Annotated in this window: 13 protein-coding genes; 6 read left to right on the plus strand and 7 right to left on the minus strand. The window is 69.3% G+C overall.

Annotation, left to right across the window (positions count from 1 at the left end):
• Nucleotides 1-174: 174 nt before the first annotated feature.
• A complete protein-coding gene (locus tag AAH979_RS33315) occupies nucleotides 175-663 on the plus strand; it encodes a type II toxin-antitoxin system PemK/MazF family toxin (RefSeq protein WP_346262094.1) in 489 nt (162 codons plus the stop codon).
• A 112-nt stretch (nucleotides 664-775) separates the two neighbouring features.
• On the opposite strand, the gene AAH979_RS33320 is transcribed toward AAH979_RS33315, so the two are convergent.
• From AAH979_RS33320 to AAH979_RS33350, 7 genes are all read right to left on the minus strand, one after another.
• Complete coding sequence (locus AAH979_RS33320) at nucleotides 776-2,530, minus strand: ABC transporter substrate-binding protein (RefSeq protein ID WP_346262095.1); 1,755 nt, start codon at nucleotides 2,528-2,530, stop codon at nucleotides 776-778.
• 121 nt (nucleotides 2,531-2,651) lie between these two features.
• Nucleotides 2,652-3,650, minus strand: a complete 999-nt coding sequence (locus AAH979_RS33325; RefSeq protein ID WP_346262096.1) for an ABC transporter permease — start codon at nucleotides 3,648-3,650, stop codon at nucleotides 2,652-2,654.
• 9 nt (nucleotides 3,651-3,659) lie between these two features.
• Nucleotides 3,660-4,718, minus strand: coding sequence for an ABC transporter permease (locus AAH979_RS33330; RefSeq protein ID WP_346262097.1), 1,059 nt, complete (start codon nucleotides 4,716-4,718; stop codon nucleotides 3,660-3,662).
• Nucleotides 4,719-4,773: 55 nt separating this feature from the next.
• Nucleotides 4,774-5,799: a dipeptide ABC transporter ATP-binding protein gene (locus tag AAH979_RS33335; protein ID WP_346262098.1), complete on the minus strand. Its 1,026-nt coding sequence runs from the start codon at nucleotides 5,797-5,799 to the stop codon at nucleotides 4,774-4,776.
• Nucleotides 5,796-6,872 (minus strand): ABC transporter ATP-binding protein, encoded by a 1,077-nt coding sequence (locus tag AAH979_RS33340; protein ID WP_346262099.1) that lies wholly within the window; start codon nucleotides 6,870-6,872, stop codon nucleotides 5,796-5,798. The genes AAH979_RS33335 and AAH979_RS33340 overlap by 4 nt, the downstream gene beginning before the upstream one ends.
• Before the next feature lie 177 nt (nucleotides 6,873-7,049).
• Entirely contained in the window at nucleotides 7,050-7,328 is a 279-nt protein-coding gene (locus AAH979_RS33345; protein WP_346262100.1) for a hypothetical protein, read from the minus strand.
• Entirely contained in the window at nucleotides 7,318-7,614 is a 297-nt protein-coding gene (locus AAH979_RS33350) for a hypothetical protein (RefSeq protein WP_346262101.1), read from the minus strand. Before AAH979_RS33350 ends, AAH979_RS33345 begins: the two co-directional genes overlap by 11 nt.
• A gap of 273 nt (nucleotides 7,615-7,887) precedes the next feature.
• Between AAH979_RS33350 and AAH979_RS33355 the strand changes: the two genes are divergently transcribed.
• The 5 genes from AAH979_RS33355 (at nucleotide 7,888) to AAH979_RS33375 (ending at nucleotide 11,912) form a co-directional block, all read left to right on the plus strand.
• Nucleotides 7,888-8,640, plus strand: a complete 753-nt coding sequence (locus AAH979_RS33355) for an XRE family transcriptional regulator (RefSeq protein WP_346262102.1) — start codon at nucleotides 7,888-7,890, stop codon at nucleotides 8,638-8,640.
• Between the two features lie 67 nt (nucleotides 8,641-8,707).
• Nucleotides 8,708-9,157 carry a hypothetical protein gene (locus tag AAH979_RS33360; RefSeq protein WP_346262103.1) on the plus strand — a complete coding sequence of 150 codons (450 nt, stop codon included), beginning with the start codon at nucleotides 8,708-8,710 and terminating at the stop codon, nucleotides 9,155-9,157.
• Nucleotides 9,158-9,201: 44 nt separating this feature from the next.
• Complete coding sequence (locus tag AAH979_RS33365; RefSeq protein ID WP_346262104.1) at nucleotides 9,202-9,612, plus strand: NUDIX hydrolase; 411 nt, start codon at nucleotides 9,202-9,204, stop codon at nucleotides 9,610-9,612.
• 224 nt (nucleotides 9,613-9,836) lie between these two features.
• Nucleotides 9,837-10,391 (plus strand): Uma2 family endonuclease, encoded by a 555-nt coding sequence (locus AAH979_RS33370; protein WP_346262105.1) that lies wholly within the window; start codon nucleotides 9,837-9,839, stop codon nucleotides 10,389-10,391.
• Nucleotides 10,392-10,475: 84 nt separating this feature from the next.
• The gene (locus AAH979_RS33375; RefSeq protein ID WP_346262106.1) at nucleotides 10,476-11,912 is read left to right on the plus strand and encodes a TldD/PmbA family protein; all 1,437 of its coding nucleotides are present in this window, start codon (nucleotides 10,476-10,478) and stop codon (nucleotides 11,910-11,912) included.
• Nucleotides 11,913-12,038: the final 126 nt, after the last annotated feature.

Genomic DNA, 12,038 nt, shown 5'->3' on the forward strand with positions numbered 1-12,038 from the left:
CCGGGCACCCCCGTCGCCCGCCGCGACGGGCTGTTCGGGCCGGTGGTGCCGGTGCCGGCGGACGCACCGCCGTTCGACCGGGCGCTGGGCTTCGGCCGGCCGCGATCCCGACTGGACACCCCGACCCGCCGAGGCGGACCGGACCGGCGTGACGACGCCGGGTAGGGTTCCGCCGTGGCGAATCTCTGGAAGGGCGTGACGGCGACCGTCAGCCGGGTGGCTCGGCGTACCCCCGCTCGCACCACTGGTCCCATCCCGGCCCAGCCCGCGCGGCGCCGCCAGGTCTCCGCGTTGCAGCGTCGAGAGCTGGTCTACGCCCCCGAGCTGGACGGGCAGGCCGATCCGGGCGAGATCGTCTGGACCTGGGTGTCGTACGAGGACGATCCGCGCCAGGGCAAGGACCGCCCGGTGCTGGTGGTCGGGCGGGTCAGCCGGACCCTCTTCGGGTTGATGCTCTCCAGCAAGAGCGACCGGGACGGCCAGCGGCACTGGCTCGCCCTCGGCCCCGGCGAGTGGGACCGGGACAACCGGCCGAGCTGGATCCGGCTCGACCGGGTCCTGACGATGCGCGAGGACAGCATCCGGCGAGAGGGTGCGGTGCTGGACCGGGCCCGCTTCGACCTGGTCGGCCGAGCCCTCCGCGCCAAGTACGGCTGGCGCTGACCCACCGCCCCGATTCCCGGCTGTCGCCAGCCACGGAATCGCCGTCGGCCCGGTGGACAGAGACGTGCGGGCCCTCTCCGGTCTTGACCGGAGAGGGCCCGCACGGACCCGGCTACTGCTTGATGTGGCTGTTGTAGAAGACCGGGATGCCGAACTGCTCTGAGATGATCAGGCCACCGACCTTGGCGCCGGTCACCAGGAAGGCGTTGTCCTGGTAGATCGGCACGACCGGGACGTACTTCTCCATGATCATCTGGTCGAGCTTGGCCCACTCCGGACCCGCCTCGCCGGCCGGCAGGTTGCTCACCCGGTCGATCTCGGCGTTCACGTCGTCGGCGTTGAAGTACGACACGTTGGAGTTGCCCTGCGGCCCGAGCTTGCGGCCGTCCCAGAGCACCGGGATGGTCGACACCGCGCTCGGCCAGTCCGCCGCCCAGTTCGACAGGTAGATGTCGTACGGGTTGCCCCGGGTCCGGGCGGTCGGGTTGTGGTCTTCGACGTACTGCACGGTGACGTCGAAGCCCGCCCGCTCCAGGCTCTGCTCCACGATCGGCGCGGTCTGCTGACCGAAGGCCGTGCTGCGGGACATGAAGACCAGCTTGGGCTTCTGCCCGCCGAGCAGCTCCTTGGCCTTCTCCGGGTTGCCGGTCGGCCCGCCGTCGTACGGGTTCGGGTATTCCGTCCGGCCGATGGTGGTGTCGGCCAGCAGAGTGTGGGTCAGCTTGCCGGCGGCGTCGCCGCCCTGGGTGGCGAGGATGCCCTGCTTGTCGATCGCGTACGCGATGGCCTGGCGGACCTTGACGTCCTTGATCCGGTCGTTGTTGATGCTCAGGTACCAGACCGACGGGGCGGTCTTGCGCAGCGTCCGCTCACCGAGCGAGGAGTCGCCCAGCACCTGGTTGACCAGCGCCTGCGGGACCTCCTCCCAGGCCACGGCGAACTGGTCGGCGCCCTGGCTGGCGAGCGCCCGCTCGGTCGCGGCGGTGTCGTTCGGGCCGATCTCGACCTCGATGCCGTCGGGGTAGGCGTGCCGCAGCGGGTCGGTCTTCGGGTCCCAGTTCGGGTTGCGCTCCAGGACGAACCGGGTGTCCTTGACGTACTCCTTGATCTTGTACGGCCCCGAGGAGACCACCCGGCGGTCGTACTCGGTCCGGGTGTCCTGGGCCTTCGGCACCGGCACCGAGGTCGGCAGCGACAGCGCGAACGGCAGGTCGCAGTGCGGCTTGGCGAAGGTGAAGACCAACGTCCGGTCATCCTTGACGGTCAGCCCGGGGACGGTGTCGGTGCCCGAGGTGTACGGCCCCTTGTAGGTCGCGTTGTACGTCGGGTTGTCCGCCAGCCACTCCTGGATGTACGTCGGCCCGCCGTCGATGCTCTCCTCGAAGGAGCGGGCGATCCCGTACGCCACGTCGGCCGCCTTGATCGGCGCACCGTCCTCGAACTTCACCCCCTCCTTGAGGGTGTACTCCCAGGTCTTGCAGTCTTTGTTCACGTCCTTGCCGGCGTCGGTGGCGAGGTCCCCGACCAGCAGCACGTTGCCGTTGCTGTCCTCCCTGAAGACGGTCAGCGTCCGGACGAACATCTGCTGGATCGACATCCCGGCGAAGGTGTAGGTGCGCTGCGGGTCCAGGTGCTCGAAATCCTGCTCCTGGATGATCTTCAAGGTGCCGCCAGGCTTCGCCCCGGGCACCTCGGCCGCCGGCCCCTGGGAGTCCTTCGGGTCGGTCGCGATCGAGCTGGTGAACTGCTTGCCGCCGCCGTTGTCGGAGTCACCGTTCTCGCCGGTGTTCTCCGAGCAGGCGGCCAGCGCACTGGTCGCGAGCACGAGCGCGGCGCTCGTCGCGGCCACCGCGAGCCTGGGTCGCATAGGAATTCCTCCTGGTCTCGTTCCCGCAGGTCGGATCGGCGTCGATCTGCTGAAGGAAATATTCACTCAAGCAGACTTGAAGGTAAGTTTCATAGCAGTAACGATGGGACAACGTTTGGGCTCATCCGAGTCGGACCCGGGGGTCGACCACCGCGTACAGCACGTCGACCAGGACGTTGGCGGCGACCACGAAGACGGCGGCGAGCAGGACCGTCGCCATCACGATCGGCATGTCCAGGTTGAGCGCCGCGTTCAGCGCCGTCCGGCCGAGCCCGGTGAACCCGAAGACCGTCTCGGTGATGACCGTGCCGCCGAGGTAGGCGCCGAGGTCCAGCCCGGCGATGGTGATGATCGGGGTGATCGCGGCGCGCAGCGCGTGCCGGCCGTACACGGTGATTTTGGACAGTCCCTTGGCCCGCGCGGTCCGGACGAAGTCCTCGGAGAGGATCTCCAGCATCTGTGCCCGGGAGAGTCGGGCATAGGTGGCGGAGTTGAGGAAGCCGAGCGCGAACCAGGGCAGCAGCATCGCCGACGCCCAGGCCACCGGATTCTCGGTCAGCGGGGTGTAGCGCGGATAGCTCAGGATGCCGGTCTCGTAGACCAGGCCGATCAGCAGCAGCGGCCCGAAGAGCAGGATCGGCATGGAGGCGCCGACCAGCGACGTGCCGACCGCCAGCTTGTCGAAGGCGGTCCCCCGGCGCAACGCCGAGACCATCCCGATCGAGACGCCCAGCACCAGCCAGACCAGGGCCGCGCCGAAGACGATGCTGAGGGTCACCGGCAGGGTACGCCCGACGATCCCGGTCACCGGCTCGTCGTTGCGGAACGAGAAGCCGAGGCAGGGCGCGGGGCAGTCCCGGGCGGTCTCGCCGGCGCCGATGGTACGGCCGACGAAGATGCCCCGCATGAACTCGCCGTACTGGGCCGGGATCGGCCTGTCCAGCCCCATCCGGCGTTCGATCATCTCGATCCGCTCCGGGCTGCACACGTTCTTGCTGTCCCCGCACATCAGCTCGGCCGGGTTGTTGGGCACCGCGAAGAACATCCCGAAGGTGATCACGCTGACCGCGAGCAGGGTGCTCAGCGCCAGCAGTACCTTCTTGACCACGAATCGCAGCACGGACGCCTCCTACCTGCTCGACTTCGGGTCGAGCGCGTCGCGCAGCGAGTCGCCGAAGAGGTTGAACGCCAGCACCAGCAGGAACAGCGTGGTCCCGCCCACGATGGTGAAACTCGGTACGTCCCGGATGTAGCGCACGCTGTCGTTGATCAGCCGGCCCAGGTCGGGAGTCGGCTCCAGCACCCCGATGCCGAGGAACGACAGCGCCGCCTCGGCCGTGATCAGGGCCGGCACGTTCAGCGAGAAGGTCACCAGGATCGGCGCCCAGAGGTTCGGCAGGAGTTGCCGGAACAGGATGTGCCCCAGCCCCGCCCCGGAGGCGCGGGCCGCCTCCACGAACTCGCGCTCGCGCAGCGAGAGCACCTGTCCCCGGACCAGCCGGGCGGAGATGGTCCAGTTGAAGAGTACGAAGATCAACACTAGCAACGCCGGCCTGAACCAGGAGGCCACCTCGTCGCGCGGCCCGTAGAACTGGTTGACCGCCAGCGGTACGAACGCGAAGCAGAAGATGTAGAACGGGAAGGCCAGCGCCAGGTCGATGATCCAGGTGATCACGGCGTCGACCCAGCCGCCGACGTACCCGGCGACGATGCCGATCACCACGCCGAGCGCGATCGTCAACACGGCGGCGGTGAAGGCGATCATCAGCGAGGTACGCAGCCCGTAGACCACCTGGATGAAGATGTCCCGGCCGATCCCGGGCTGGATCCCGAACCAGTGCTCACCGGAGACCCCGGCGTATCCGAGCGGGAACCCGTTGCGGTCCAGGCGTTCCGGGAACCGCTCCTGTGGCCCCTTGCCGTAGAGCCGGGCCACCAGTGGCGCGGCCGCCGCCAGCAGCACGAAGAAGACCAGCACCGCCCCGCTGACCAGCGCCACCCTGTCCCGGCGCAACCGCCGCCAGGCGAGCTGCCCCGGCGACCGGCCGACGAACCCGTCCGGCTCGACCGCCTTGGTGACGCTCCCGTCGGGCGGCGTGCCGTCCGGTACGCCCTCCGGAACCGGCGGCACCGGGCCGACCCCGGCCGCGACCGCCCCGACCTGCGCCGCGATCTGCTGTTCACTCACGGTACTCGCCTTCGTTCGCGCTGCGGGACTCGCAAACCCGGCTCATTCCTCGCGCTCACGGAAGATCGCCCTCCTCCGGGAAGTGGCAGGCCACCGCGCCGCCACCGCCCGGGTACGGGGTGAGCGGCGGCTCCTGGGCCGCGCAGATCTCCTGGGCCTTCCAGCAGCGGGTCCGGAACCGGCAGCCGGACGGCGGATCCAGTGGCGTCGGTACGTCCCCGGTGAGCCGGATCCGCCCCGCCGGCCCCAACTTCGTCACGTCCGGTACGGCGGAGAGCAGCGCCCGGGTGTACGGATGCCGTGGCCGCTGGTAGATCTCCACCCGGTCCCCGGTCTCGACGATCTTCCCGAGGTACATCACGGCGATCCGCTGGCAGAAGTGCCGGACCACGGCGAGGTCGTGCGCGATGAAGACGAAGGCGAGATCCAGCTCCCGTTGCAGGTCGCGGAGCAGGTTGACCACCTGCGCCTGGATCGACACGTCCAGCGCGGAGACCGGCTCGTCGGCGACCACCAGCTTCGGCCGCAGGGCCAGCGCACGGGCGATCCCGATCCGCTGCCGCTGGCCGCCGGAGAACTCGTGCGGATAGCGGTTGTAGTGCTCGGGGTTCAGCCCGACCAGTTCGAGCAGCTCGCGTACCCGCTGCTGCACCCCGCCGGGCGGGACGATCCCGTTGACCTGCAACGGCATTGCCACGATCCGCCCGACGGTGTGCCGGGGGTTCAGCGAGGCGTACGGGTCCTGGAAGATGATCTGAAGGTCCTGGCGGAGCGGCCGGAGTTCGCCCCGGGAGGCGTGCGTGATGTCCCGCCCCTCGAAGACGATCTTGCCGGCGGTCGGCTCCAGCAGCCGGACCAGCAGCCGGCCGGTGGTGGTCTTGCCGCAGCCCGACTCGCCGACCAGGCCGAGGGTCTCCCCCGCCCGTACCTCGAAGTCCAGCCCGTCGACCGCGCGCACCAGGCCACGACGGCGCAACCCGGAGCGCACCGGGAAGTGCTTGGTCAGCCCGGTCACGGTCAGCAGCGGATCGCCCACGGCCCCGGCCGGCTGCCCCGAGGCCACCTCTGTCCGCGCACTCACGGTGCCACCCCCACCTGGGCGATCTCGTCGGCGTAGTACCGCTGCCGGTCGGCCTCGGACAGGTGGCAGGCGACCAGGTGACCGGCCTCGGCCACCGGCAGCAGCTCGGGTACCTGGGTCGAGGAGCGACCGCCGGTCCGGTCGGCGTACCGGCAGCGGGGGTGGAACGCGCAGCCGGGCGGCAGGTGGATCAGGCTCGGCGGGTTGCCCCGGATCGGCACCAGGTCCGCGTCCGCGTCGCCGTGCAACGACGGCACGCTGGAGAGCAACCCCCAGGTGTACGGGTGCTGCGGCCGGCGGAGCACCTGCTCGACGCTGCCGTGCTCGACGGCCCGGCCGGCGTACATCACGAGTACGTCGTCGGCGACCTGGCTGACCACCCCGAGGTCGTGGGTGATCAGCACGATCGCCGAGTTGAACTCGGCCTGCAGGTCGGCCAGCAGGTCGAGGATCTGCGCCTGCACGGTGACGTCCAGCGCGGTGGTCGGCTCGTCGGCGACCAGCAGATCGGGGTCGTTGACCAGCGCCATCGCGATCATCACCCGCTGGCGCATCCCGCCGGAAAACTCGTGCGGGTAGTCGTCGACCCGGCGCTCCGGCTGTGGGATGCCGACCCGGCCCAGCATGTCAACCGCACGTCGCCGGGCGGCTTGGCGGCCGGCGCCGGGATGGTGCACCCGGTACGCCTCGGCGATCTGCCGCCCCACTGGATAGTAGGGATGCAGTGCGGAGAGCGGATCCTGGAAGACCATCGCCATGTCCCGGCCGCGCAGTTTGCGGCACTCGGCGTCGGGCAACCCGACGATGTCCCGCCCACCGACCAGGATCTCGCCGCTGATCTCCGTACGCCTCGGGTCGTGCAGCCCGAGCACGGCGAGGCTGGTGACGCTCTTGCCCGAGCCGGACTCACCGACGATTCCCAGGGTGCGACCCCGTTGCACGGCGAACGAGAGCCCGTCGACCGCCCGCACCACCCCGTCCTCGGTGCGGAACCGCACCCGCAGATCCCGCACCCGCAGGTACGCCTCGTCCGTCGGGGGCGCGGACGACGCTGTTGATGCCGGCGTTCCCACCAGCGCCCTCCCTCTTCCTGCTCGGTCACCCGTTCCGCCGCTCGCCCGGCCCGAGCCACGCCGACCCCGGGGAGCGTGAAGGTAACCTACAGCAGAGTCCAGAGGGTGAAAATAAGCTACAGGTGCCGATCTTCCCGGTACGCCGGGCTTCCTCGGCCGGAGGACCGGTGCATCGCCCTATTCAAATGGGTCCGATCCAATCCTGTCGACCCCGCCCGCCACCTCGGCACCGTCGATGTCTCTCCGGATCCGGTCGGCGATCCGGCGTACGTCGTCAAGACTCTTCGGGCCACGCGGCCCCGCCGCCACCGCATCCTCGAACAGCGTCACCGCCGCCCACTCGTCCGCCGGGCAGCCGCCCGGAGTGCAGTGCGGACATGCGTTGTTCTGGTGTATCCGGATGACTCGCCGCGCGGCATCCAGGATGTCGGACGGCGAGGGACGCTCACCTGGCATGTCGGCAGAGCACGTCGAGGCGGACCATCAGCTCGATGCAGGGCGCGTGCGGCTCCACCGACGACCACGAGCAGGTCGGATGGTCATGGCCGGTGACCCACACCCAGAGATGACCGCCGTCCTCCCGGGTCACCCCGGCATGCACCTTGGTCACGGTCATGTCGCAGTACGCGGTGCAGGGCAGATCGTGGATGTGGTACCAGTCCCCGGACCGGAGCCGCAGCAGAGTCCCGGCGGGCAGTTCGGGGATCTCGGGCGGGCTGATGTGCGGGGGCTTCGTCGTCATCGCTTCGGCCCCGGCACCCGCACCCACCGGCGACCATCCCACCGGAAGTCACGCACCCTGCGCTGCCGCAGCCAGATCCATCCTCGGGTTCGTGTCAGCATCGCTTCTCCCCTCTCCCCTAGAGCCGCACCAGACCTCGTACCGAGCAGGACGCCCGACTCAGTCGCAAGCACAGGATGTGGCCACTGCATCACCATGCGCGACGACAGTGGCAGCGACGAACCAGCGTCATTTGGGGCGACATTCCGGCGACATTGGCGTTACGGTGACCGTATGACCGCGCCGAACAGTGCTCTTCGAGCCGTCCGACTGGGCATGCGGATGAGTCAGGACGACTTTGCCCGCGCTCTCCAGGACGCCGGCCGTCGAGCCGGCCAGCCGAACGACGCCAACAAGCGACTTGTACAGCGCTGGGAGTCGGGCTCGATCACTGCCCCCCGGCCCGTCTACGCACGTGCGCTGGAGGTGGTCACCGGGTTGCCCATCGAGTCTCTGGGCTTCACGGCCGCCGCGTACGCCAGCGTGACGCCAGACGGTCAGGGCGGACACGATCTCGTGCCGCCGACCGGCGCTCCGGTGATTCCCGCTGGCGCACCAGCATCGCAGGGCAGTCCGCACCGCAACTATTCAGGCATCTGGCTGAGCCGGTACGAGTACTTCTCCAGTGGGCGGGACGAGGCGTTCGTCGGACAGCATTACGTGGTCGTGTTGCAGCACGGCGACCGGCTGACGGTACGCAGCCTGCCGAACACCGCAGATGGTTCGCTCACCATCGACATGACGATCGACGGCAGCGTCGTCACGGGTACCTGGATCGAGCAGACCGACCCGAGTGGCTATTACCGTGGCGGGCGCTATCACGGGGCGATCCAGATGCTAGTCGAGCCGACCGGTCGGCGGATGACCGGCAAGTGGGTCGGATTCGGCAAGGACATGGACATCAACACCGGCCCCTGGGAGCTGGTCTTCCGGGACGCCTCGACCAACAAGGCCACGATGGACCGCTATAACCGGGTGCCGGAGTGATCGCTTCGCCGTAGCCGGGCAAAGCGACGGAATGACCACAGCGGTACGGCCACACGTCCGTAGACCGATGATTGAAGGGACAACGGCCGTCTCGGATGCGCACCGCAGCATGACGCTTGCCGAACAGACGGCAGCACAGATTCGCCGTGAGGACGAGCCACCGGAGACGGACTACGTGCAGCCCGGCCTCGTGGAAGCACAGCTCGCCGAAGCACTTATCAGCCTGGGGGAGCTAACCTCGGCGCGGGAGTATGCCGAGGAGGCGGTCCGCAGACACACCCACGCCCGCGGCCGAGTCCACCGGATGGCCACACTCACGATGGTGGAACTCAATCGCGGTGAGGTGGAACGGGCTGCGGTTTCCGCAGTACAGATGGTCAATCTCGCGAGCGGTATGGAGTCCCGGCGGCTGCGCGACAGATTTGGCCAGCTACGCAGGCGGCTAACCCAGCAAGGCGGCGCTGTGACGGCCGAGGCCGTCGCCCGGCTCGACGAAGCGTTGTCGGTCCCGCTGTAGCCTGGCCGGCGACCCAGACGGACGAGAAGGGCGGTCGGCGGCGGATGCGGTGGAAGAACCTCGGCGAACACACCGTCTACGAGAACCAGTGGCTGACGGTGAACCTCGCCGACGTGGAACTACCCAACGGAAGGCACCTCGACCACTTCCTGATCCGGCAGCGTCCGGTCGCGCTATGCGCGGCCGTCAATGATCAGAACGAGGTGCTGCTGTTGTGGCGGCACCGCTTCATACCCGACACCTGGGGCTGGGAACTGCCCGCTGGTGTCGTCGATGCCAGCGAGACGATCGAAGAGGCCGCCGCACGCGAGATGCTCGAAGAAACCGGCTGGCGGCCAGGACGCCTGACACCGCTCATCACGGTCGAGCCGTCCAACGGGCTATCCGACGCACAACATCACGTATACCTGGCTGACAGCGCCGAGTACGTCGGCGAGCCCGAGGACTACTTTTGATCCGAGAAGCGGGAGTGGATCCCCCTATCCCGAATTCCCGAGATGGTTGCGGCCGGCGAGATCCGCTCGGCAAACGCCGTCGCCGCACTTCTGGTACTCCATCATCGGCTACTCCTCTAGACGTGCCATAACTAATGACAGTCCTGCGTGTCCGACCGCTGTGCCAGACTGGCGCCCGTACGGAGGCGACCCGACAGGACCGCGACGACGGACCGGAGGTGACCATGACCGCAGCGGTGTTCGAGCACGGCGGGCCGTGGACCGAAGCGGAGTACCTCGCCCTCGGCGAGACCCGGGATCGCGTCGAACTCTTCGACGGGAGCCTCCACGTGACACCTGCCCCCACCCCTCGCCACCAGCACGTCTCGCGTCGCCTCGGCAACGCGCTGGAGGCCGGCGCCGAAATTGCCGGACTGCACGTGCTGGAGGCGGTGAACGTACGACTGCAGCCGGGCCGGATTCCGATCCCCGACCTGGTGGTCACCGGCGAGATCGACTTCGACGAACTGGTCGTCGACGGTACGGCGGTACGGCTGGTCTGCGAGATCAGCTCGCCCAGCAACGCCGCCACCGACAAGGTGCTGAAGATGCACTACTACGCCACCGCCCGGATCCCGTGGTATCTGCTGGTCGAGCAGGACACCGGCACTCTGCGGCTGCACCGTCTCGACGGCACGCACTACGTCGAGCACCCGGTGGCCAAGCCCGGTGACGTCCTGCGGCTCGCCGAGCCGGTCGTGGCGGAAATCCGGCCGGAGGAGCTGCTACCCGGGCGCTGACCCCACCTCCTCGCATAAGGTCATCCATGATCGGATTCGGCTCCGGCCGGATCACCGAACGGGCGAACCAGCGAGGAGATGCCGATGGCCGAGTTCGACGTGGCGACGGCGGCGGTGCAGGCCGCCCTCGACGCCGGGGCCCGGTACGCCGACGCACGGGTGATGCACCGCCGGTACGAGTCGATGTCCGCCCGCAACGGCGAGATCGAGTCCGTCACCCAGGACGAGAGCGCCGGGATCGGGATACGCGCACTCGTCGGCTCGGGATGGGGCTTCTACGCCGTACCCGATCTCTCGGAGCCGGCGGCCCGGGCGGCGGGTGAGCGGGCCGCGCGGATCGCCGCCGCGAGTGGCCGGGTCGCCGGTCCCGGCAGCAGTCTGCTGCCGGTGCCGGCCAGCACCGGGTCGTGGAGTTCGCCCTGCGCGGTCGACCCGCTCTCGGTGCCGCTGTCGGACAAGGGCGACCTGCTGGTCCGGGCCACCGGGACGTCCCGGGAACACGGCGCCGACCTGGCCGAGGGGCTCTACCAGATCTGGGACACCCGCAAGTGGTTCGTCTCCAGCGAGGGCCACCGGATCGACCAGCACGTCCGGGAGTCCGGGGCGGGGATCTCGGCCACGGTGATCGGCGACGGCGAGACGCAGCGCCGCTCCTACCCCAGCTATCGCGGCCAGTACGGCGCGCAGGGTTGGGAGCTGGTCGACTCGCTCGACCTGACCGCGCACGCCGCCCGGATCGCCGAGGAGGCCCGGGAACTGGTGACCGCGCCGCTCTGCCCGGCCGGCGAGACCACGCTGATCCTCGGTGGCGAGCAGATGGCCTTGCAGATCCACGAGTCGGTCGGGCACGCCATCGAACTCGACCGGATCCTCGGCTGGGAGGCCGCCTTCGCCGGCACGTCCTGGCTGGACCTCGACCAGCTCGGCGCGCTGCGGTACGGCTCGGAGCTGATGAACGTCACCATCGACCCGACCATCCCCGGTGCGCTGGGCAGCTTCGGCTTCGACGACGAGGGGACCCCGGCGGCCAAGCGCGACGCGGTCCGGGAGGGGCGCTGGGTCGGCACGCTCGCCGGCCGGGACTCGGCGGCGATCGCCGGGCTGGACTACGCCGGCAGCGTCCGGTCCGACGGCTGGGCCCGACTGCCGATGGTCCGGATGACGAACGTCGGGCTGGAACCCGGCCCGCACACCCTGGACGAGATCATCGCGGCCACCGACGACGGCGTGCTGATGGACCTCAACCGCTCCTGGTCGATCGACGACAAGCGGCTGAACTTCCAGTTCGGCTGCGAGATCGGCTGGGAGGTCAAGAACGGCCGGCGGGGCCGGATGCTGCGCAACCCGACGTACACCGGGATCGGGCCGCAGTTCTGGCGGTCGATGGACATGCTCTCCTCGGAGACCGTCGCCTGGGGTACCCCGAACTGCGGCAAGGGGCAGCCGGGCCAGATCGGCCACACCGGCCACCCCGCCGCTCCCGCCCGGTTCACGAACGTGCGGGTCGGAGTACGCGGGTGAGCGCGAGGAGTGAGCCGGGTCTGCGAGCCCCGCAGTCGCGAACGAAAGACAAGCACAGGTGAGCCTGCGGCGTGAGCGTGAGCGGCTATGGAGGCAGCGTTAACGCTTCCCCTTGGCTGGAAGCCG

This window comes from Plantactinospora sp. ZYX-F-223 (genome assembly GCF_039649625.1).
Taxonomy (GTDB): Bacteria; Actinomycetota; Actinomycetes; order Mycobacteriales; family Micromonosporaceae; genus Plantactinospora.

Bases quoted from the DNA above. Each gene is read 5' to 3' on its own strand.
- AAH979_RS33345 (WP_346262100.1), bottom strand. From the start codon at position 7,328: ATGCCAGGTGAGCGTCCCTCGCCGTCCGACATCCTGGATGCCGCGCGG.
- AAH979_RS33365 (WP_346262104.1), top strand. From the start codon at position 9,202: ATGCGGTGGAAGAACCTCGGCGAACACACCGTCTACGAGAACCAGTGG.
- AAH979_RS33350 (WP_346262101.1), bottom strand. From the start codon at position 7,614: ATGACGACGAAGCCCCCGCACATCAGCCCGCCCGAGATCCCCGAACTG.
- AAH979_RS33355 (WP_346262102.1), top strand. From the start codon at position 7,888: ATGACCGCGCCGAACAGTGCTCTTCGAGCCGTCCGACTGGGCATGCGG.
- AAH979_RS33375 (WP_346262106.1), top strand. From the start codon at position 10,476: ATGGCCGAGTTCGACGTGGCGACGGCGGCGGTGCAGGCCGCCCTCGAC.
- AAH979_RS33370 (WP_346262105.1), top strand. From the start codon at position 9,837: ATGACCGCAGCGGTGTTCGAGCACGGCGGGCCGTGGACCGAAGCGGAG.
- AAH979_RS33360 (WP_346262103.1), top strand. From the start codon at position 8,708: ATGATTGAAGGGACAACGGCCGTCTCGGATGCGCACCGCAGCATGACG.
- AAH979_RS33320 (WP_346262095.1), bottom strand. From the start codon at position 2,530: ATGCGACCCAGGCTCGCGGTGGCCGCGACGAGCGCCGCGCTCGTGCTC.